We start from the raw sequence: 21,293 nt of genomic DNA on the forward strand, positions 1-21,293 counted from the left end.
TGTGTATGGTTCCACCTCCACCTGTGATCCGTGTCTCAAGTCCTTCCATATCCGGCAGTGTCCTGCCGTATGGTGAAACAACGCCTGTAGCACTGCGGGGACCTTTGGCCACCATTTGACGCCGAAGGTCTCTTTTGTGTGCGGTAAACCCCCACCAGCACAGCAAGGAACGACCATGGCGTCCAGCCTGACGAAGGACTCGGTCCGCCCGGACACCCCCGGCTCCGAGAAGACCTTCTTCGGCCACCCCCGCGGACTGGCCACCCTCTTCATGACCGAGATGTGGGAGCGGTTCTCCTACTACGGCATGAAGGCCCTGCTCACCGTCTACCTGCTCTCCGGCGGCCCCGGCGCCGGCAAGGGGAGCATGGGCGGCGGCCTGGCCATGGACGTGGCCACCACCACGGTGATCGTCTCCGTCTACTCGGCGATGGTCTACCTGCTCGCCATGCCCGGCGGCTGGCTCGGCGACCGCGTCTGGGGCCCGCGCAAGACGGTGACCATCGCGGCCGTCACGATCATGGCCGGCCACATCACGCTGGCGCTGCCCGGCGGCCAGGCACCGTTCTTCGCGGGTCTGGCGCTGGTCGCGGCCGGCTCCGGTCTGCTCAAGGCCAACATCTCCACGATGGTGGGCCACCTCTACGACGGCCCGGACGACCCGCGCCGTGACGGCGGCTTCACGATCTTCTACATGGGCATCAACGCCGGTGCGTTCTTCGCTCCGTTGGCCATCGGCACCGTCGGCCAGGAGGTCAGCTGGCACCTGGGCTTCGGCATGGCCGCGGTCGGCATGGCGATCGGCCTGGCCGCGTTCCTGCTCGGCACCCGCAACCTGAGCCCGAAGAGCAGCGTCGTCCCCAAGCCCCTGGCGGCCGAGGAGCGCGCTGCCTGGCTGCGCAAGGGCCTGCTCTGGCTGATCGCCGCGACCGTCTTCTACGGCGTCGTCGGGTTCACCGGCCACTTCACCCTGAACTGGGCGATGATCCCGCTCACCGTCATCGGTCTGGTCATCCCGGCCGGTGTACTGCTGCGCATCAAGCGGGACAAGGAGCTCAACGCCACCGAGCAGTCGAAGATGACCGGCTACATCTGGTTCTTCGTCGCGGCCGCCGTGTTCTGGATGATCTACGACCAGGGCGCGTCCACCGTCCAGGCGTTCGGCGAGGGCAAGGCCGCCCACTCGATGCTCGGCTTCGACTTCCCGACCTCCTGGTACCAGTCGCTGAACCCGCTGTTCATCATGGCGCTGGCCCCGGTCTTCGCCTGGGTCTGGGTGTGGCTGAACCGAAAGGGCCAGGAGCCCAGCACCATCGTGAAGTTCTCGATGGGCCTGGTCCTGATCGGCGTCTCGTTCTTCTTCTTCCTGATCCCGCTCGCCATGGCGGCGAACGGCACCGCGGTCAGCCCGATGTGGCTGGTGGGCATCTACTTCATCCAGACCGTGGGTGAGCTGTGCCTGTCGCCGGTGGGCCTGTCGGTGACAACGAAGATGGCGCCGGCCAAGTACGCCAGCCAGATGATGGGCGTGTGGTTCCTCGCGGTCACCGCGGGCGACTCCATCACCGGCCTGCTGTCCAACCCGGCCATCGCCGGAGTCGACCTCGGCGGCACGGGAGCCGTGTTCGGGGAGGCTGCCCTCGCGGCCTTCGCCGGCTTTGCGGTGTGGATGTACCGCCGGAAGGTCAAGGCGCTGATGGGTGACGTGCACTGACGCACCGCCGTACAAACGGCTGAGGGCCGCCGCACATCATGTGCGGCGGCCCTCAGCGGTTGCGCCCGTCGGTCACTTCGTCTCGACCGACCAGGACCGGGTGAAGCTACGGAATGCGCACATCACCGTCGACTTCTCACCAGGGTTCTTCCAGGCACCCCACAGGAACGCGGACTTCTTGCACGACGACGTGGCCTTCGGCCGACCGAGGGAGCAAACGCATCCAGTGGATCCGGGCAAGACTTGAGGAAGCATGGAACGGCAGGTCAGTGCGGGTTTCGCCGCGGCATGAACGTGAACACCGCGCCGCCCAGCAGGACCGCCGTGCCGGCCACCAGGCCCAAGGCCTTCAGGGCGCCGTGGTCGCTGGAACCCGTCTCGGCCAAGCCGCCGCTCGACGATCCGCCGGACGACGAACCGCCGGACGTCGATGAGCCGCCCGACGCGCCGCTGGCCTGCTGCGTCGTGTCCAGGGTCAGGGAGACCTCGGTCTTGTCGGGCTTGCAGGTCGTGGTCGTGCCCAGGGCGTTGATCGTGAGGACGCCCGGGGACAGGGTCGACTTGCCGTCCGCGCCCGGCTTGTAGGTGCCCGTCAGGTCGGGGATCTCGATGGGCTCGCCGGACTTGATGTCCTTGGAGTTCGTCGGGCCCTCGACGTGCACCGTGCCCTTGTCCGCGCCGCCCAGGACCGCCTCCATCGACGGCTTCACCGAGCCCTTGGGGATGTCGGCCGGACTGTCCATCACGGACTTCTTGAACTGCACGGTGAGGTCGAAACTCCCGCCGTTCTTCTTGGCGTTGATTTGGATGGGCGAGGTCGCCTTCTTCTCGCCGATGGGCGACTGGCAGGTGTACGGGATCTCGACCTCCTTGCCGGTGAAGTCGGTCTGGTCGCTGCCGGTGCCGTCACTGGCGGAGGCCGACGCGGACGGTGAGGACGACTGGGAGGCCGAGTCCGTCGGCTCCGGTGTCGTGCTCGACGAGCTTCCGCCGCCCGGCGACACCTCGATCGTCGCCGCCTTCTGCACCGTCTCCTTCGGCGTGCACTTGGTGTCCGTCGACATGGCGTTGACGGTGTACGCGTCCGGCGTCAGCGTCACCTCGCCCGGCGCCGTCAGCTTCAGGGTGCCCTTCATGTCGGACAGCACCATGGCGCCGCCCTTGGGGATGGCCGGGTTCGTGCGCGTGCCCTGCATCGCGATGTCGGCTGCCTGCGCGCCGGCCGCCTTCAGCACCCCGGACGGCTGGACCGAGTTGGCGGGAAGGTCGATGATGTCCGGGTTCTTCGAGGCAGCCTGGACGAACTTCCATACGACGTCCACCGTGTCGCCCACCTTCGCCGTGGCCGGCGCGGTGATCTCGACCTTCGTGGTGCCGTCGACGGGGGTGATGCCCGCGGGCGGCACGCAGTGCGTCGCGAACGACACCTCCGCGGCCTGCGCGGGCCCGGCGGCCAGGCCCAGCAGGATGCCTGCCGAGCCCAGTACCAGGGCGGTGCCCGCCGCACCCGCTCTCCCGCTGCCGACCGGTGTGACTCTCCTGCGTTTTCTCACGGGGGTCCCTTCCTGGTGGGAGTCGTAGGACTCGTCGGGCTGTCGTCGTGGTGCGGTGCGGAGAGCCGACCGGCCGTGCCCGGATCGGAGTCCGGGGTGAACCACGGCAGGGTCGAGTTCGAGGGGGGTTCCTGAGCCGCCGCCTTGGCGGTGAACTTCGGCATGTGCAGGGACAGTTCGGGCAGGCGGAGGCCCCGGTGCCGGAGGCCGCCCGCGCGGCGCGGCCGTACCCGGTCCACGACCGCCATCCCGGCGCGGAACACCGCGGCCGGCACGACCACGCAGACCAGCAGCCAGAACAGGGTCACGCCCCACGGGCGGCCCACGCCCCAGGGCTGCTCGGCGAGGACCTTGCCGCCGTACTTGAGGGAGACGGTGTAGTCGCCGTGCGCTCCCGCCGTCAGCTCGACCGGGAGCTTGATCTGCGCCTTCCTGCCGGGTGCGATGGTCCCGCGCCACTCCTGGTCCTCCCACTGCGGGGCGAACACGCCGTGAGAGGTGCCGAGTTGGAAGACGGGGTTCTTGATCGCGGTGGTACCGGCGTTGCCGACGGTGAAGACGAGGGTGCGTGAGGGCGGCGCGCCGAACCAGGTGAGCAGGCCGCTCGACCCGTTGAGCCGGGTGTCGGTGAGGACCGACAGACGTCCGCCGGACGGCTCGGAGGGCAGCGGTTCGACGGCGTGCCCGGCCACCTGGAGGACCGCGTCCGCCTGCGCCTTCGCGCCCTCGACCGTCGCCACGTGCACCACGCACGGGCACGGCACCGGCGGCTCCGCGACCGGCAGCTTCTTGCTGAAGGAGCCCTTGGCGTCGGTGGTGACGGCCCTTCCGTCCGAGTTGGCGCAGGCGTTGGTGCCGCCGATGACGCCCCGGGACGGCGTCGACTGTCCGCAGACCAGCATCATCAGCAGCGCGTGCGCACGCCAGCCGCTGCCGCTGACGGTGATCGAACCTCCGGTACCGGCCTGGGACTTGGAGAGCCTGACGGCCGGCCCGTCCGCCGCAGCCGTGCCCGCCAGCGGCAGCAGGAGCAGCGCGAGCACCGCCACCAGCGCCGTGATCCGCAGCTTGCCGTTCACGTCAGCGCTCCCGTCAACTCGACTTCCGTACGCGGGGGTTCAAGCGCCTCGTCGTCGGCCGTACGACGCCTGCGACGTCGTAGGCCTCGTACGAGAAACAGCGCGCCCCCTGCCGCCACCGCACCCGCGATCCCTGTCACCGCTCCCCACGGCACGAACCGCGCCGACGCGCCGGCCGAGTCGTGTGCGCCGCCCGCCGCCGTCACGGTCAGCCGGACGTCGACCGAGTCCAGGGCGGGGCGGTCGGGCCAGGGTTCGGCGAGACGGAGACGGTGGCCGGGGCGCAGGCGGACGGGCAGGGTGCGCGGGGCACGGTCGAGGACCGGCCCGAAGACGCCGTCGGCGTGCACGGCGAGGCTCGGTACGAGGACCGTGGTGCCGCGATTGACCAGGTCATACGTGATGCGGCCACCGCGCACGGCGACACGCTCGACGGTCAGCGCGGACAGCGCCGGTCCGCCCAGCCGCAGCCGGACCGGAACCGCGGCCCGGCGGCCGTCCTGGTCACGGGCGACGATGTCGCCGCGGCGGTCGTCGCGCGCACTCACCGTGAACGGCACGTCGGCGCGGGTGCGGGCGGGCACCCGCACCCGGTCGGCGGCAAAGGTGACCGGAACACCGCTGCCGCTCAGCCGCACCGTGACCGCCCGCCCACTCCGGTTGACCACGGACACCGTGTCCTGCAGAACCGCTCCGGGCGCACCTTCGGCATAGACGGAGGGCCGCCCGCCACCCGAGGGCACCAATGACCACCCGTCAGCGCCGGAAGCCGCAGGCGCAGCGGTCAGCACGAACAGAAGGGACACGAACAGGACACGGACAGCAGATGGCATCCAGCGGCTCCAGCGGTCGTGCGGCGGGGGTCTCGACGGGGCGGATGAAGTCCGCGGAACGGCAGCGCCCCAAAAGGGGCGCGGGGAACTGCGCGACCAGCCACGATGAAGCCGCAGACGACCGACGGCACATCGCGGCACAGCCGACGAACCCTTACCGCCGTGCCACCTGATTCCGCCGAGTCACCCACAACGCCCCCGCCGTTCCGGCCAGGAGCACAGTGCCGCCGAGCGTCCCCAGCGCGATCGCCGAGTCCTCGGGCCCGGTCTGCGGCAGGGAGCCGCCAGAGTCCGTACCGCTCTGGCTGTTCCCGGCGGAGCCACCCGCGGCCGTCACGTCGAGGGTGAGCGCCGGCCCCGGGTTGTTCGACGGCGTGCACGTGGTCGTCGTGCCGAGCGCCTTGATGGTGAGGATGCCCGGGGTGAAGGTGACCTTGCCGGTCTTCTTCGGCGAGTACGTGCCCGTCAAGTCGTTGATCTTGATGGGGGTGTTGGCGGGGATCGCGGCCTGGTTGGCGGGTCCGGAGACGGACACCGTGCCGCTGTCGGCGCCGCCCAGCTTGATGGTGGCGCTCGGGTTCATCGCGCCCTTGCCCAGTTCGACCGGGCTGGAGGAGACGCCCTTCTGCCACGACATGGTGAGCCTGTAGCCGCTGCCGCTCTTGACGCCCTTGATGTCGATGGGCGAGACGGCGCTCTTGTTGCCGATCGGCGTCTTGCACTGGTAGTTGACGTCGACCACGTTGGCCTCGGCTGCGGGGGCGGCGAGCAGCACCGCCGAGCCGGCCAGGGCCGCGGCGGACGCGAGCGCGGCGGTTCGATTCCGGTACGACACGGTTCCGCTCCCTCTTCGAGATCCTCGGGTTCCTCTGCCACTTCCTGACGGCATATCAGATTCGGCCGTCAAGGTACGCCCGGCGTCTTGAGGAGGGAAGAGAAGGTGCGCGCCGGAGTTGTGGGGATCCGGCGCGCACGGGAGGGGGTTCGGGTGGAGGGAGTGACCGTGGGTAACCCCGAGCTAGTGCACTCGCAGGACGTCCGGCACACCCCACCGCCGCACCACCTCCGGCACGGCCACCGTGCCGTCCGCCCGCTGGTGCTGTTCCAGGAGGGCGGGCAGCAGGCGGCTGGTGGCGAGGCCCGAGGCGTTGAGGGTGTGGAGGTGGACCGGTCTGCCGCCGCCGGCCGGGCGATGGGGGTCCCCCCGTTCGAGCGAAGCCGAGAATGGGGGAGCATGGCCCCGCGCCGCGCCTGGTAGTCGCGGGCGTTCGACACCGAGCTGACCTCGGCGTACGCACCCAGGCTCGGCAGCCAGACCTCCACGTCGTACGTCTTGGCCTGGGCGGGGCTGGTGTCCCCGGCCGCAAGTTTGGTGATGCGGTGGTGCAGGCCGAGTCCGGCGACCAACTCCTCGGCGCCAGCTCGTTGCGGCCTGATGACGGGGGCCGGCCGGCGGGGCATTTCCTCCCCGCACTCAGGAGTGGATTCGCCTGGGAACGCGAGGCCGCCCTCACACCTGCGGGCGGCTCTCTCGGCTCGCGTGGACCTCGGCTACTTGTCTCCGTCAGCGCGTTGCAGACGAGCGTAGGGGGCACGCCCGACCAGCGGAAACGAATTACGCCGGGGCGCCCAGCTCCGCCCACACGGTCTTGCCTGCCACTCCCGGCGTCCGTGCGACGCCCCAGTCCAGACAGAGCCGCTGCACGATGAACATGCCGTGCCCGCCGGGGCGGCCCGCGCGGTGCGGGGTGCGGGGGGCCGGCTGGCCCGGGCCCCTGTCCGAGACCTCGATGCGGATCACCTTGTTGTCGCAGGCGATCCACAGCTCGTCCGGGCCCTCAGCGTGCAGACAGGCGTTGGTGACCAGCTCGGAGACGACGAGCAGCACGTCCTCGGCGGCGGCCCGCTGGTCGGCCGTGGCGGCCGGCAGCCAGCCCCACGCGTACAGCGCCTGGCGGGTGAAGTCGCGGGCGAGCGGCACGACGCCGCTCTCGCCGTCGAAGTTCAGCCTGCGGACCTGGCCGCCGCCCGCGGACGACGCGGGCGCAGCCGACGACGAGGCCTCGTCGCCCTCGGACACCCCGGAAGCGCCGCTGGCCTCCGGGCCGCGGTCGCCCGGCGAGTAAGGCCGGGTGGTGCTCATCAGCGCTTCACCTCACCGATTCACCGATTCACCAGTTCACGATTCAAGAGTCATACGTACCTCGACGGTGGATCCGTCGCTGTGCCGTCGACATGTTGCTGCCGACATGTTCAGGATGTCCCTGCCGACAGGATGTCTCCTGCCCGACCGAACCGGCAGAACACCCCCCTATTCGGCCCGGAGCGCGTGGCGCCCGGAAAGTGCCGGTCACACGGGGGTGAGTGGGGCAGGACACAGCGTCGGGCGCGGCGGCCGGGATCAGCCGGCCTCAGCCGGCTTCATCGGCCAGGGCCGCCTCGAGCGTGTCATGGACGGTGAAGACCGCTTCCGCCCCGGTGATCTCGAAGACGCGCGCCACCACGGGCTGCATCCCCGCGAGATGCACCCCGCCCCCTGCGGCCTCCGCCTTGAGGCGCGCGCCGAGCAGCACATTGAGTCCGGTGGAGTCGCAGAACTCCAGACGCGAGCAATCCACCACCAGCCGGCTGAAACCCTTGGCGAGGCATTCCTCGAGTGGCTCACGCAACAGATCGGCGGTGTGGTGATCCAACTCACCCACCGGCGTCACGACGGCGCTGGAGCCCTCTTCCCTGACCTCCACCAGTAGCCGGCCAGACTGTGCGCTGCCGACCGTCCCACGGTCCATGCCGTCTTTCTCCCGACGTCGTGGCTGCTGACTCACGCCCTCGAACACTACGCCTTCCTCACACTCTCCGACACCCGAACAACCGCACGTAAACGGACATATCCCCACAGAACGCACTTGCGGCGGGCGCGGGAAAGCGGGTAGGGCTAGTAGGGATACGCAAACCGACACGGCCGGCTTTGGAGGCGCCGCACACCGCAGTGCACGCACTGGCTTCGGCAGCCATATGCCGAGAACGATGGAGGACATCATGTCACCCCGGCTCGACGCATCGCATACCCAGGAGGCGACGTCGGCATCCCCTCCGGAACATCTGGATCCCATCGAGAGCATCGAGAGCAACGACCCAGACACGCTTGCCGGGCTCCCCGGGCTGGCAGGCCTTCCGGAGATCCCCCCGTACGACGAAGTGGGACCGGTAGACGCACGAGCGCTCTCCAAGACCCTCTTCGAGCGCCTTGAGTCCCTCGAGGAAGGCACGCACGAATACTCGTACGTCCGTAACACCCTCGTCGAGCTCAACCTCGCGCTGGTCAAGTTCGCCGCCTCCCGCTTCCGCTCACGGAGCGAGCCGATGGAGGACATCATCCAGGTCGGCACGATCGGCCTGATCAAGGCGATCGACCGGTTCGAACTGGCACGGGGCGTCGAGTTCCCCACGTTCGCCATGCCGACCATCGTCGGCGAGATCAAGCGCTTCTTCCGCGACACCTCGTGGTCCGTGCGCGTACCGCGCAGGCTGCAGGAGCTCCGGCTCGACCTGGCCAAGGCCGGCGACGAGCTGGCCCAGAAGCTCGACCGGGCGCCGACGGTGGCCGAGCTCGCGGAGCGCCTGGAGCTGACGAAGGACGAGGTCGTCGAGGGTATGGCGGCGTCGAACGCGTACACCGCCTCCTCGCTGGACGCCCAGCCCGAGGAGGACGACGCCGAGGGTGCGCTCGCGGACCGGATCGGATACGAGGACCACGGACTCGAAGGCATCGAGTACGTCGAGTCGTTGAAACCGCTGATCGCCGAACTCCCGCCCCGGGACCGGCAGATCCTCTCCCTGCGTTTCGTCGCGGGCCTGACCCAGTCGGAGATAGGCGAGGAGCTCGGCATCTCACAGATGCATGTGTCTCGGCTGCTGTCGCGGACGCTGATGCGGTTGCGCAAGGGCCTGACGCTCGAGGAGTGACGGTCCCCTTGTGGGACCTCCCTGTGAACAATCCCTTGTGACGCCTCTTTCCGAGCGCGGTCCGTCCGGTTCCCGGGCGGGCCGCGCTCAGGCGTTCCCTGGGTTACCCACAGAAACTCTTTCCCCAGAGGTTTCCATCCATCACTATGGGCCCCCATACCCGCCGGTAGGTCAATATCCCGGCGGGCGGCAAGGGCGCAAGGAGGCGGGCGGATGGCTCGGGCCGACGGGACCGACGACGGAGTCGAGACCGGGAGCGGCCGGGGGTCCGGGGGTATCCCCCAGGAAGGGGTGCATGCGGGCGCGTCCGACGCGCGGCTGACCGAACTGCTGCGCACCAGCACCCCCACCGTCTATCCGGCCCTGCAGGAACTCCGCGCCCGCCATCAGCCCTCGGTCCTCGCCTACGCCCGGCTGTGCACGGCGAGCGAGTCCGCCGCACGGCAACTGGCCGCGCAGGCGTTCACCCTGGCGGCCCGGCAGACGGCACGCGGCACCGAACCCCTGGTCCCCCTCCGTCTTCACCTCCTGCTGCTGACCGGGCACCTGGCGGCCTCCTGGGCGGCCGACGAGCGGGCCGGCGGTCTCGAGCCGGGCCTGCTGCTCGTCCTGACCACGGCGGGCTCCGACGTCCCCGTACCGCCCATGCTCACCGCCTTCCGGTCCCTTCCCTCCCGCGCCCAGGGCCTCGTCTGGTACGGCATCGTGGAGCAGGAGTCGGAGGACAGGACGGCCGCCTTCCTCGGCCTGACCCGCGAGGACGTGGGCCACGGGACCGCCTCCGCCCTCCAGGCCATGGGTCAGGCGTGTCTGCGCTCGCGTCTGGCCGCCTCGGCCGACCCGCGCTGCGGCAACTTCGGCCGGCTCATCGAGGAGTCGGTGCGGCCCGACAGCCCGCGTACCAGCGCCGACCTGCGGGCCCACATGGTGCACTGCGCCCACTGCACGGCGGCCTACGAGGAGCTGTCGGCCCTGCGCGACGCGCCGCGCACCGCACTGGCCGAGGGGCTGCTGCCCTGGGCGGGCAGGGCGTATGTCACGACGCCCGAGGCACCGCACCCCAAGGCCCACGCGGACGCGACGCCCTGGCCGCCCTCCCGGCGCCTGCTGCTGACCTCGATCGCCGTCGGCGTGGCCCTGGCGCCCCTGCTCGTCTTCCTGCTCTCCCAGGCCGCCTCACCGTCCTCGCCGCCCCAGGAGGCGGCGGGCGCGGTGGGTACGCCGACGATTTCGACGCAGGTCACGGTGACGGCGACGGTCTCCGCCGTCCCTTCGCCGTCACCGTCGGCGAAGAGCAAGTCGCCGTCACCGACGCGGAGTTCCTCCCCCTCCAAGCGGCCCTCGAAGTCGCCTTCGAAGTCTCCGAAACCCTCCCCCTCCCCCACCCACGCCCCGAACGGCGCGTTCGCGCAGATCGTGAACGTCGCCACCGGGCGGTGCCTGGACGTCCGCGACGGCGACTTCGAGAAGGGCACGGACGTCATCACGGCCCCCTGCTCCTCGTCCCGCACACAGCGCTGGCGCGTCGACTCCGCGCGCGGGCTGGTGCAGTCGGCCGCCGACCCGGACTACTGCCTGGACAGCCGCGGGGACGTGGACAGGGGCGTGGGCATCTGGGAGTGCAGTTCGGTCTACGGCGGCAACGGCCAGAACCTGCGGTTCACGGTGGATGCCGACGGCGTGATCCGGCCCGCGATCGCCATCGAGACGGCGCTGACTCCGTACGGGGGCGACGGGCTGTCGCTGCGACCACTGGACGGGGGCGCCGAGCAGCGCTGGCGGGCGGGGGCCTCCTGACCGGAGAAGGCCCGATCAGGCCTCCTGGACGCCCCGGCGCCACACCCCGGTGACCAGCGGCACGCCCGGCCGGTACGCGAGGTGTACGTGGCTCGGGGCGTCGAGGGTGATGAGGTCCGCGCGGGCGCCGGGGCTCAGGCGGCCGATGTCGTCCCGGCGCAGGGCCCGGGCGCCGCCCGCGGTGGCCGACCAGACCGCCTCGTCCGGGGTCATCCCCATGTCCCGTACCGCGAGGGCGATACAGAAGGGGACGGAGGAGGTGAAGGACGAGCCGGGGTTGCAGTCGGTGGAGAGGGCGACGGTGGCGCCCGCGTCCAGGAGACGGCGGGCGTTCGGCCACTCCGCGCGGGTGGAGAACTCGGCGCCGGGCAGGAGGGTGGCGACCGTACGGCTGTTGGCCAGGGCGTCCACGTCCGCGTCCGTGAGATGGGTGCAGTGGTCGGCACTTGCGGCGTCGAGCTCGACGGCCAACTGCACTCCGGGACCGTAGGAGAGCTGGTTGGCGTGGATGCGCGGGTGCAGGCCCCTGGCCTTTCCGGCGGTGAGGATCGCGCGGGCCTGGTCGCCGTCGAAGGCGCCCTTCTCGCAGAAGACGTCGATCCAACGGGCGTACGGCGCACAGGCGTCGAGCATCTCGCCGGTGACCAGGGCGACGTAGCCGGCGGGGTCGTCGGCGTAGTCGGGGGAGACGATGTGGGCGCCGAGGTAGGTGACCTCGTCGGTGTGGGCGGCGGCGATGCGCAGGGCGCGGGATTCGTCTTCCGTGGTCAGGCCGTAGCCGGACTTCGTCTCGAAGGTCGTGGTGCCCTGGCGGAGCGCCTCGGCGAGGTAGCGCGTGAGGTTGGCCTCCAGCTCCTCGTCGCTCGCGGCGCGGGTGGCGGCGACGGTGGTGCGGATGCCGCCCGCGCTGTACGAGCGCCCGGACATCCGGGCGTTGAACTCCTGCGTCCGGTCGCCCGCGAAGACCAGGTGGGAGTGCGAGTCGACGAAGCCGGGGAGGACCGCACGGCCGCCGGCGTCGACCCGGTTGTCAGTGGCGGGTGCTTTGCTTGATTCACCGGTCCACGCGATGCGGTCGCCGTCGATGACGAGCGCCGCGTCCTGGATCAGGCCGAGGGGGGAGCCGTCACCGAGGGAGGGGTCGTTGGTGACCAGCGTGGCGATGTTGGTGATGGCGGTGCTGCTCATGGTGTCCTCGTGGGTGGCCGGGCGGGGGACGGTGGTCAGCCGCGCAGGTCTTCGACGGCCTGCGCGAGGGCCTGCGGCACATCCGGTACGAGCGCGTGCGCGCCGTCGCGTACGACGTGCCGGCCGCCCACGATCGTGTGCCGTACGTCCGCTGCGGTCGCGGCGAATACGGCGGTCTCGGCGCCGAGCCTGGGCAGCGGCCCCGCTGTTCTGACCGAGTCGAGCGCGATCGTGGTGAGGTCGGCGAGGGCGCCCTGTTCGATCCTGCCCGCCTCGTCCCAGCCGAGGGCCGTGTGACCGTCGGCCGAAGCCGCGCGCAGCAGTGCGGCGGCGGTCCAGTGGCCGCGGCTGCGGGTGCGCAGGCGCTCGTCGAGCTCCATGGCGCGTGCCTCTTCGAGCAGGTCGATGACGGCGTGGCTGTCGGAGCCGAGGGAGAGCGGGGAGCCCTCGTTCTGCAGGGCGACGGCCGGTCCGATGCCGTCCGCGAGGTCCCGCTCGGTCGTCGGGCACATGCAGGTGCCGGTGCCGGAGCCGCCGATGAGGGAGATGTCCTCGGCGGTGAGGTGGGTGTTGTGGACGCCGGTGGTGCGCGGGCCGAGCACGCCGTGCAGGGCCAGGAGCTGGGTCGGGGTGCACCCGTGGACTTCCAGGCAGGCCTCGTTCTCGGCGGTCTGCTCCGACAGGTGCACATGGAGCGGCGCCCGCCGCTCCTCGGCCCACCGCGCCACGGTCGCCAACTGGTCGGCGGGCACGGCCCGTACGGAGTGGATCGCCGCCCCGATCCGCGCGTGATCCCGTTCCTTGAGAACTGAACAGCGTTCGGCCCAGGCTTCCGCGCTGCCGTCGGAGAAGCGCAGCTGGTGGGTGTTGGGCGGCTCGCCGCCGGGCCGGTTCGAGAGGCCGGAGGAGAGGTAGAGGGTGTCGAGGAGGGTGATGCGGATGCCGGCGTCGGCGGCGGCCGCGATGAGGGCCTCGCCCATGGCGTTGGGGTCGGCGTAGGGGGTGCCGCCGCGTGCGTGGTGGACGTAGTGGAACTCGCCGACGGAGGTGACGCCCGCGAGCGCCATCTCGGCGTACACGGCGCGGGCGAGCGCGTGGTAGGTCTCCGGGGTCAGCCTGTCGGCGAAGGAGTACATGACCTCGCGCCAGGTCCAGAAGGTGCCGGAGCCGACCTGGACGGTGGAGCGCAGGGCGCGGTGGAAGGCGTGCGAGTGGGCGTTCGCCAGCCCCGGGAGCGTCAGTCCGTGCAGGATCTCGGCGCCGGGGGGCGGGGTGGGCACGTCCGTGCGGACGGCGGTGATGCGGCCGTCGCTCACGTCGAGGGCGACTCCCGGCTCGACGTGGGTGTCGAGCCAGGCGTGCTCCAGCCAGTACGTCCGCGTGTGGGGGTGCGTCACCTGCAGGCCAGCCCTTCCAGTACGTCGGCGAGTGCGAGCACCCCGGCCACGCAGTCGTCCTCGGCGGCGAACTCGGCCGGCGAGTGCGAGACACCCGTGGGGTTGCGCACGAACAGCATGGCGGTCGGGATGCTCCCGGAGAGGATTCCGGCGTCGTGTCCGGCACCGGTACCCAGGACGGGGACCGTGATGTCGGTGTCCTTGCCGAGGATGCGGGCCAGTTCGTCGCGCAGGGCGTGGTCGAACTCGACGACGGGCGTGAAGGACTCCCGGACGACGTCGAGGTCGACGCCGTGTGCCGCGGCGTACTCGCGGGCGGCGTTCTCGATCCCGCCGACCACGGCGTCCAGGCGCTCCTGGTCCTCGGCGCGGGAGTCGAGCCAGCCGCGCACGAGCGAGGGGATGGCGTTGACGCCGTTCGGCTCGACGGCGATCTTGCCGAAGGTGGCGACGGCACCGGCGAGTTCGGCCTCCCGGCGGGCGGCGAGCACGGTCTCGGCGTACGACAGCATGGGGTCGCGCCGGTCGACGAGACGGGTCGTGCCGGCGTGGTTGGCCTCGCCCCGGAAGTCGAACCGCCAGCGCCCGTGCGGCCAGATGGCACTGGCGATGCCGACGCGGTCGCCGGACAGGTCCAGCGCCCGTCCCTGCTCGACGTGCAGTTCGACGAAGGCGCCGATGCGCGCCAGCCGCTCCGGGTCCGCCCCGATGGCGTCGGGGTCGTATCCGGCGGCCTCCATGGCACGCGGGAGGCTGATCCCGTCGCCGTCGGTCAGCTTGTGGGCGTTCTCGACGGTGAGCTGCCCTGCGGTGAGCCGCGACCCGACACAGGCCAGCCCGAACCGGGCGCCCTCCTCGTCACCGAAGTTGACGATGGCGAGCGGCTTGGCGAACTCCACTCCCCTCCCGCGGAGTTCGTCGAGAGCGGCAAAGGAGGACACGACGCCCAGGGGCCCGTCGAAGGCACCCCCGTCGGGCACGGAGTCGAGGTGCGACCCCGTGACGACGGCGTCCCCGGCCCCCGGATCCCCGACCCAGGCCCACTGATTCCCGTTCCGGTCGACCTCGTACGCCAACCCACGCACCCGGGCCTGCTCCTTGAACCAGGCCCGGCACTCGACATCGGCACCGGTCCAGGCGAAGCGGCGGTATCCACGGGACTCGGCGTGCCGCCCGATGGGAAGCAGCTCACGCCACATGGAGTGGAACGAGCCGCCGCCCCCGCCAGACCGCGACCCACCGCCAGCCGCACCCCGCCCAGCCTCCGACCCATCGACGGACGTGCCCCGCCCAGACTGCGGGCCGTCGGCCCGCCCAGACTGCAGACCGTCAGCCCGTCCAGGCTGTGGGCAGTCGTTCCGCAGGGCGGAACGGGTGGGCACAGCCGAACCCGCAGTCGGCGACGAAGCCTCAGCCCCCACCGGACGGTTGCCGCGCCGCTCATCTCCCGGAAGGGTCACGCGTCGTCACCCTCGCGCATGGGAACCCGCACACCCCGCTCGTCGGCGACGGTCTCGGCAATCTCGTAGCCGGCGTCGACGTGCCGGATGACACCCATGCCGGGGTCGTTCGTGAGCACACGGCGGAGCTTCTCCCCGGCCAGCTTCGTGCCGTCGGCAACAGAGACCTGCCCAGCGTGAATGGACCGCCCCATACCGACACCACCGCCATGGTGAATGGACACCCACGACGCACCGGAAGCCACGTTGACCATGGCGTTCAGCAGCGGCCAGTCCGCGATCGCGTCGGACCCGTCGAGCATGGCCTCGGTCTCGCGGTAGGGGGACGCCACGGAACCACTGTCGAGGTGATCGCGCCCGATGGCCAGCGGAGCCGCCAGCTCGCCGCTCGCGACCATGTCGTTGAACCGCTCGCCCGCCTTGTCCCGCTCGCCGTAACCCAGCCAGCAGATACGCGCGGGCAGGCCCTGGAAGTGGACCCGCTCCCCTGCCATCTTGATCCAGCGGGCGAGGGACTCGTTCTCCGGGAACAGGTCCAGGATCGCCTTGTCGGTCTTGGCGATGTCGGAGGCCTCGCCGGACAGGGCGGCCCAGCGGAAGGGGCCCTTGCCCTCGGAGAACAGCGGCCGGATGTAGGCGGGGACGAAGCCCGGGAACGCGAACGCCCGCTCATACCCGGCGAGTTGGGCCTCGCCGCGGATCGAGTTGCCGTAGTCGAAGACCTCCGCACCGGCGTCCATGAAGCCGACCATCGCCTCGACATGCTTGGCCATCGACTCCCGCGCGCGCACCGTGAACCCGGCCGGGTCCTTCGCCGCCGCGTCCGCCATGTCGTCGAAGTCGATACCCAGCGGCAGGTACGACAGCGGGTCGTGGGCGGAGGTCTGGTCGGTGACGATGTCGATGGGGGCGCCCTCGGCGAGCATGCGGGGCAGCAGTTCGGCGGCGTTGCCCAGCAGGCCGATGGAGAGCGGGCGGCGGGCGTCGCGGGCCTCGACCGCGAGCTGGAGGGCGTGCTCCAGGTTGTCGGCCTTCACGTCCAGGTACCGGTGCTCGATGCGGCGCTCGATGGCACGCGGGTCGCAGTCGATGCAGATGGCGACGCCGTCGTTCATGGTCACGGCGAGGGGCTGGGCGCCGCCCATGCCGCCGAGTCCGGCCGTCAGCGTGATGGTCCCGGCGAGGGTGCCGTTGAACTTCTTCGCGGCGACGGCGGCGAAGGTCTCGTAGGTGCCCTGCAGGATGCCCTGGGTGCCGATGTAGATCCAGGAGCCGGCGGTCATCTGCCCGTACATGGTCAGGCCGAGGGCCTCGAGGCGGCGGAACTCCTCCCAGTTGGCCCAGTCGCCGACGAGGTTGGAGTTGGCGATGAGGACGCGCGGGGCCCACTCGTGGGTCTGCATGACGCCGACCGGGCGGCCGGACTGGACCAGCATGGTCTCGTCCTGCTTCAGGGTCTGCAGCGTCCGCACCATCGCGTCGAAGGAGCGCCAGTCACGGGCCGCCTTGCCCGTGCCGCCGTAGACGACGAGCTTGTCGGGGTGCTCGGCGACCTCCGGGTCGAGGTTGTTCTGCAGCATCCGCAGGGCGGCTTCCTGCTGCCATCCCAGGGCGCTCAGTTCCGTACCGCGCGGCGCTCGGACGGGGCGGGGTCCTGACATGGTCTGCCTCCTAGCGGATTGTTGCTGCTCTTATTCACATCCTGACGCCCTGAATAGAACTAGTCAATACATCCGCGGGCCAGCGTGGGCCCGCCGCAGATGTTTGGCTGGAAGCACAGGCACGGACGGCGAGGAACGGGGGATGGCATGGACGGCAGGTACAGCAGGGACGGGGACGGGGCCGAGCGGGCGGCCCGGCGGGACGACGCGGTGCGGGCCGCCGTGGAGCAGGGGCTGCTCGGGCCCGGCACCCCCATCGTGGGGCTGCTCGACGTCACCGGCATCCGGGAGGCCGCCGCCGAGCTGCGGGCGGCGTTCGACGCGGTCACGGCGCCCGGCACGCCGGTGCTGCACGCCTTCGCGGTGAAGGCGACCCCGCTGGTGCCGGTGCTGCGACTGCTGCACACGGAGGGGATCGGCGCGGAGGTGGCGAGCCCGGGCGAGCTGGCGCTGGCGCGGGCGGCGGGCGTGCCGCCGAACCGCACGGTCCTGGACTCTCCCGCGAAGACCCCGGCCGAGCTGCGGGAGGCGCTGGCGCTGGGCATCGCCGTCAACGCGGACAATCCGCAGGAACTGGACCGCATCGACGCCCTGATGCGGTCGGCGACCAGCCGTTCCCCGCTCGGGATCCGGGTGAACCCGCAAATAGGCGGGGGTTCCATCGAGGCGACGTCGACCGCGACGGCGACCTCGAAGTTCGGGGTGGCACTGCGCGACGAGGGGGCGCGCGAATGGGTCGTACGGGCGTACGCCGACCGACCGTGGCTGAGGCGGCTGCATGCGCACACCGGATCCCAGGGCATTCCGCTCTCACTCATGGTGCAGGGCGTGGCCGAGACGTATGCGCTCGCCGAGGAGATCAACCGGCGGCTCGGGCGCCCGCAGATCGACACGCTGGACATCGGCGGCGGACTGCCGGTGAACTTCGGCTCGGACGCCACGACACCGACGTACGCGCAGTACGCGCGGCTGCTGAGCGAGGCGGTGCCGGGGCTGTTCGACGGGCGGTACGGGCTGGTCACCGAGTTCGGGCGGTCGCTGCTGGCCAAGCACGGCACGGTGGTGGCCCGGGTGGAGTACGCCAAGAGCGCGGGCGGGCGGCCGGTCGCGGTCACGCACGCGGGCGTGCAGGTGGCGACGCGGACGGTGTACGCGCCGGGGGCATGGCCCCTGCGGATCGCCGCCTACGACGGCAAGGGGCGCCCCAAGGAGGGCCCGGCGGTCGTGCAGGACGTCGCGGGGCCGGCCTGCTTCTCGGGCGACCTGCTGGCGGAGGGGCGGGCGCTGCCGCTGCTGGAACAGGGGGACCATGCCGCGGCGCTGGACACGGGGGCGTACTACTTCGCGCACCACTACGCGTACAACTCCCTTGCCCGGCCCGGGATCTACGGCTTCACGCCGGACGGGGCCGGGGGCATCGCCTTCGCAACCGTCCGGGAGCCGCAGAGCCTCGACGAGATCGTGGCCGAGTCGGGAGGGGCGCACACCGACGCGCTCACCACCCTCCGGGCGCCTGACCACCGTTGACGCAAGCCGATGGATCTGATGAACAACTGCCGGTGAATCACGGCAAGTTGACCCACCTTAGTCCCTCGCCGCATGTTCCACCGGAAAATGCCAGAACCCTCGCTCGTCGCACACACGTTGCGTAACTTCGGCGTCACTCAGCCGAACCCCAGGCGGGAGGGGAATCACGGTGCCCGGAATCGACGAGTGCCTGCTGGAAGCGATGCGACTGCCCGGTGCCCGGGGCGCCGCGCTGATCGACTGGACCAGCGGGCTGGCCTTGGGCACCGTGGGCGAGTCCCCCGGCGGCGACCAGGAGACGGCCGCCGTGGAGGCCGCCGAGATCGCGCGGCTTGCCGCCGAGCAGCACGCGTTCGCGCCGGACGACGATCCCGACGACGGGGCGGCCGCCGACGCGGATCCGCCGGTCGAGGACCTGATCGTCAGCAACCGGGACAGCTATCACGTGCTGCGGTTCGTGGGGGCCTCCTTCGACGGCAGTGTGTTCCTGCACCTGTGGCTGGCCCGCGCGGAGGGCAACCTCGCGCTGGCCCGCATCCGGCTGGGCGAGATGGCCGAACGGCTGGTGCTGGCATGACCGCGGTCCGGACGGCCGAACCCCCGCGTCTGCCCGTGCGCAGCAAGACCGCGGCCGGCGAACGGGGGTGGGGCGGTGTCTCCCCGATGCTGACCCGGCTCGCCGCCGAGCGGGCCACCGGCGTCCTGGTCCGCGAGCGCGGCACACTGCACCTGGCCGAGGGCCTGGTCGTGCACGCCGAGAGCCCGTCCGCCCCCGGCCTGGACACACTCCTCACGGCCCACGGCACACTCGCCCCCGACGCCTGGCAGCAAGCGCTCACGAAGGCGGACGACGGTCACGGCGTCGGCAGCCACCTCGTCAACGGCGGTCATCTCGCCCCCGGCGCACTGGAGTTGTGCCAGCTGACGGCGCTGTACGACGCCGCGTACTTCGCCCTCGCCCCCAGCAGCACGCCCGGCCGCTTCCGCTACGGCCCCGCACACCGGCTCGGCCCCATCCGCCCGGTCCCGGTGGCCGCCCTGGAGCACGAGACGCTGCGCCGCCGTGACCTCCTCCACCGCATCTGGCCCGATCCGAGGACGGACGAGGCTCCCCTGATCCGCGCGGACCCCGTGGCCGCCCCTGCCCTCACCCGCCGCCAGCAGACGGTGCTGGACCGGGTGAACGGCGTGCGCACGGCACCGGACATCGCCCGCGAACTGGGCCGCCCGGCCTTCCACACGCTGGTGGACGTGCGGCGGCTGATGGCGGCAGGGGTCGTATCACCCCTCCTGCCCCGGCCGGCACAGCCGAAGCCACCACAGTCCTCGACCGCCCGCGGCGAGCCGCCGCCGACCGGCCCCGAACAGCTGCCGCCCGATCCCCACACCATCTTGCTGAAGAGGCTCAGGGATGCGCTGGAGGCCCTTTGACTGGTTCGAGAGGAGACACCGGATGGCTGCCGACCCCCACATCCTCGAAGAGCTGCGCCGTCTGAGAGCCCGCGTCCCCCAGCTCACCGGCGCCCTCGCGACCGGCCTCGACGGGCGCGTCCTCGCCCACGACACCCCGGGCGTCGAGCCGAACGGCATGGCCGCGCTCGTCGAGACCGCGCACGGTGCAGCCGGGAAGCTGGCGGACGCGACGGGACAGGGCGAGTTCCGCGAACTGCTCGTGCGGGGTGTGTACGGCTACGTGGCGGCGTACGCGGCGGGCGGCGCAGCCGTGCTGACGCTGCTCGCCCAGGACCGCGTGAACCTCGGCCGGCTCCTCCTGGAGGGCCGCCGGGCGGCCGCCCGCATCGGCGAGCTCGACGACAGGCGTACGACACCCGCGAACCAGACCCGACCGGCCAGGGAAGCCAAGGCGGCCAAACCCGAACCCGGATCCGCCCCCAAGCCCGACCCCAAGCCCGGCCCCAAACCGGCCGCCACACGGACCAGAACCCCGCGCGCACCACGCACCACGACCACCAACACCAACGCGCGCACCACCACGGAAAGTTGAGAGGACCGAGGAGCACAGTCATGGCCAACACCGAAACCGCACTGAAAGAGGCGCTCGCCTCCATCGAGGGCGCCACCGGCGTCGCGCTCGTCGACTACACCAGCGGCATGGCGCTGGGCACGATGGGCGGCAGCAAGGGCTTCGACCTGAATGTCGCCGCCGCCGGCAACACCGATGTCGTCCGCGCCAAGATGCGCACCATGGAGCACCTCGGGCTCAAGGGGCAGATCGAGGACATCCTGATCACGCTGAGCGACCAGTACCATCTGCTCCGCCTGATCAGCGGCCGCGGCGGCAACGGTCTCTTCCTGTATCTGGTGCTCGACGCCAAGAGGTCCAACCTGGCGATGGCCCGCCACCAGCTGAAGAAGATCGAGGAGGATCTCGAAGTCTGAGTTCAGGAGTCCGAGTTCAGCAGTCCGAGTTCAGACGAGCGCCGCGGTGCGGCGCCGCGCTCCGCCCGGAGCCGCGTCGCCCGCCGCGATGCCCGTGCTGCGGTACGCCTTGACGGCCTTGCCGGCCGGGCGGCCGCCGTTCGCGGCGAGCCAGTCGACCCGTACCCACAACAGGACGTCGTCGGCCCGTTCGCGCCGTCCGAGCCAGGCGGCCTTCAGCCGCAGCCCGGTGCCGCATCCGGCGAGCAGCATGCCCCCGGCGGCAGGCACCGCGAACGCGCTGGCCACGGCCGCCGCGAACGCGAGCAGCAGCCACCAGCGGTGCCCGCGGCGCCAGTTGCGCACGCTCACCGCGCGGTCCTGGAGTACGTCGTGCTTGCCGGCGCGGGCGGCCGCCCGGGCGAGCCCGGCGTACCGCCTGCGGCGGGCGTACGAGACGACGGCCGCCGCGACGACGAACAACGCCGCTCCGGCCATGACCCCGATCCGCCGGCCCGTGACCCCCGGCACCAGCACCCCTGCACCCGCCGCGAACACCCCGGCCCACCAAAGGGGTGCGGCTCCGGCCCGTATGACCACAGCCACCCGGGCCAGACCCTGGGCTCTGCCCTCTCCGCGTGCCACGTTCCGCCTCCTTGCCGTAAAGGCACACTCCTACGGCGGCGCAGGCTAGTGAGCGAAGGTGAGACGAGCCTTAAAGCGCGGCACTCCGCGACAA

Annotated in this window: 19 protein-coding genes; 8 read left to right on the forward strand and 11 right to left on the reverse strand. The window is 71.3% G+C overall.

Translation table 11 applies throughout. From position 1 onward, the window contains the following. Positions 1-175: 175 nt before the first annotated feature. Complete coding sequence (locus EDD92_RS19770; RefSeq protein ID WP_030941721.1) at positions 176-1,714, forward strand: peptide MFS transporter; 1,539 nt, start codon at positions 176-178, stop codon at positions 1,712-1,714. Between the two features lie 266 nt (positions 1,715-1,980). Here EDD92_RS19770 and EDD92_RS19775 read toward each other — a convergent pair whose 3' ends face one another. The 6 genes from EDD92_RS19775 to EDD92_RS19810 all read right to left on the reverse strand — a co-directional run bounded on the left by EDD92_RS19775 (position 1,981) and on the right by EDD92_RS19810 (position 7,968). Then, positions 1,981-3,267 (reverse strand): hypothetical protein, encoded by a 1,287-nt coding sequence (locus tag EDD92_RS19775; RefSeq protein WP_123965549.1) that lies wholly within the window; start codon positions 3,265-3,267, stop codon positions 1,981-1,983. Further along, a complete protein-coding gene (locus EDD92_RS19780; RefSeq protein WP_123965550.1) occupies positions 3,264-4,346 on the reverse strand; it encodes a hypothetical protein in 1,083 nt (360 codons plus the stop codon). The genes EDD92_RS19775 and EDD92_RS19780 overlap by 4 nt, the downstream gene beginning before the upstream one ends. After that, positions 4,343-5,179 (reverse strand): hypothetical protein, encoded by an 837-nt coding sequence (locus EDD92_RS19785; RefSeq protein ID WP_123965551.1) that lies wholly within the window; start codon positions 5,177-5,179, stop codon positions 4,343-4,345. Before EDD92_RS19785 ends, EDD92_RS19780 begins: the two co-directional genes overlap by 4 nt. Before the next feature lie 154 nt (positions 5,180-5,333). Next, positions 5,334-6,014 (reverse strand): LPXTG cell wall anchor domain-containing protein, encoded by a 681-nt coding sequence (locus EDD92_RS19795; RefSeq protein WP_123965552.1) that lies wholly within the window; start codon positions 6,012-6,014, stop codon positions 5,334-5,336. A gap of 780 nt (positions 6,015-6,794) precedes the next feature. Next, entirely contained in the window at positions 6,795-7,322 is a 528-nt protein-coding gene (locus tag EDD92_RS19805) for an ATP-binding protein (protein WP_123965553.1), read from the reverse strand. Between the two features lie 268 nt (positions 7,323-7,590). Beyond that, positions 7,591-7,968: an STAS domain-containing protein gene (locus tag EDD92_RS19810; protein ID WP_030941730.1), complete on the reverse strand. Its 378-nt coding sequence runs from the start codon at positions 7,966-7,968 to the stop codon at positions 7,591-7,593. A gap of 238 nt (positions 7,969-8,206) precedes the next feature. Here EDD92_RS19810 and EDD92_RS19815 point away from each other — a divergent pair, with 238 nt between their 5' ends. Both EDD92_RS19815 and EDD92_RS19820 read left to right on the forward strand, forming a co-directional pair. Further along, positions 8,207-9,145 carry an RNA polymerase sigma factor SigF gene (locus EDD92_RS19815; RefSeq protein WP_185124069.1) on the forward strand — a complete coding sequence of 313 codons (939 nt, stop codon included), beginning with the start codon at positions 8,207-8,209 and terminating at the stop codon, positions 9,143-9,145. Between the two features lie 213 nt (positions 9,146-9,358). Further along, on the forward strand, positions 9,359-10,942 hold the full coding sequence (locus EDD92_RS19820) for an RICIN domain-containing protein (RefSeq protein ID WP_123965555.1): 1,584 nt from the start codon (positions 9,359-9,361) through the stop codon (positions 10,940-10,942). 15 nt (positions 10,943-10,957) lie between these two features. Here EDD92_RS19820 and hutI read toward each other — a convergent pair whose 3' ends face one another. From hutI to hutU, 4 genes are read right to left on the reverse strand one after another with little or no spacing between them, the layout of a single operon-like run. Next, positions 10,958-12,130, reverse strand: coding sequence for an imidazolonepropionase (hutI, locus tag EDD92_RS19825; protein WP_123965556.1), 1,173 nt, complete (start codon positions 12,128-12,130; stop codon positions 10,958-10,960). Between the two features lie 35 nt (positions 12,131-12,165). Further along, positions 12,166-13,527 carry a formimidoylglutamate deiminase gene (locus EDD92_RS19830; RefSeq protein WP_123965557.1) on the reverse strand — a complete coding sequence of 454 codons (1,362 nt, stop codon included), beginning with the start codon at positions 13,525-13,527 and terminating at the stop codon, positions 12,166-12,168. After that, positions 13,524-14,987: an allantoate amidohydrolase gene (locus EDD92_RS19835; RefSeq protein WP_399183399.1), complete on the reverse strand. Its 1,464-nt coding sequence runs from the start codon at positions 14,985-14,987 to the stop codon at positions 13,524-13,526. Before EDD92_RS19835 ends, EDD92_RS19830 begins: the two co-directional genes overlap by 4 nt. Next, positions 14,984-16,648: a urocanate hydratase gene (gene hutU, locus EDD92_RS19840; protein ID WP_123965559.1), complete on the reverse strand. Its 1,665-nt coding sequence runs from the start codon at positions 16,646-16,648 to the stop codon at positions 14,984-14,986. Before hutU ends, EDD92_RS19835 begins: the two co-directional genes overlap by 4 nt. Before the next feature lie 147 nt (positions 16,649-16,795). Here hutU and EDD92_RS19845 point away from each other — a divergent pair, with 147 nt between their 5' ends. The 5 genes from EDD92_RS19845 to EDD92_RS19865 all read left to right on the forward strand — a co-directional run bounded on the left by EDD92_RS19845 (position 16,796) and on the right by EDD92_RS19865 (position 20,575). Beyond that, positions 16,796-18,175 (forward strand): diaminopimelate decarboxylase, encoded by a 1,380-nt coding sequence (locus EDD92_RS19845; protein ID WP_123965560.1) that lies wholly within the window; start codon positions 16,796-16,798, stop codon positions 18,173-18,175. Positions 18,176-18,344: 169 nt separating this feature from the next. Beyond that, the gene (locus EDD92_RS19850; RefSeq protein WP_030941746.1) at positions 18,345-18,752 is read left to right on the forward strand and encodes a hypothetical protein; all 408 of its coding nucleotides are present in this window, start codon (positions 18,345-18,347) and stop codon (positions 18,750-18,752) included. Next, positions 18,749-19,606, forward strand: coding sequence for a transcriptional regulator (locus EDD92_RS19855; protein ID WP_123965561.1), 858 nt, complete (start codon positions 18,749-18,751; stop codon positions 19,604-19,606). The genes EDD92_RS19850 and EDD92_RS19855 overlap by 4 nt, the downstream gene beginning before the upstream one ends. 22 nt (positions 19,607-19,628) lie before the next feature. Continuing rightward, positions 19,629-20,180 (forward strand): roadblock/LC7 domain-containing protein, encoded by a 552-nt coding sequence (locus tag EDD92_RS19860; protein ID WP_123965562.1) that lies wholly within the window; start codon positions 19,629-19,631, stop codon positions 20,178-20,180. 20 nt (positions 20,181-20,200) lie between these two features. Further along, on the forward strand, positions 20,201-20,575 hold the full coding sequence (locus EDD92_RS19865; protein WP_123965563.1) for a hypothetical protein: 375 nt from the start codon (positions 20,201-20,203) through the stop codon (positions 20,573-20,575). A 30-nt stretch (positions 20,576-20,605) separates the two neighbouring features. Here the strand turns inward: EDD92_RS19865 and EDD92_RS19870 are convergent, their stop codons facing one another. Beyond that, positions 20,606-21,199, reverse strand: a complete 594-nt coding sequence (locus tag EDD92_RS19870) for a hypothetical protein (RefSeq protein WP_123965564.1) — start codon at positions 21,197-21,199, stop codon at positions 20,606-20,608. Positions 21,200-21,293: the final 94 nt, after the last annotated feature.

Source organism: Streptomyces sp. TLI_185 (genome assembly GCF_003814765.1).
In the GTDB taxonomy this organism is placed as follows: Bacteria; Actinomycetota; Actinomycetes; order Streptomycetales; family Streptomycetaceae; genus Streptomyces.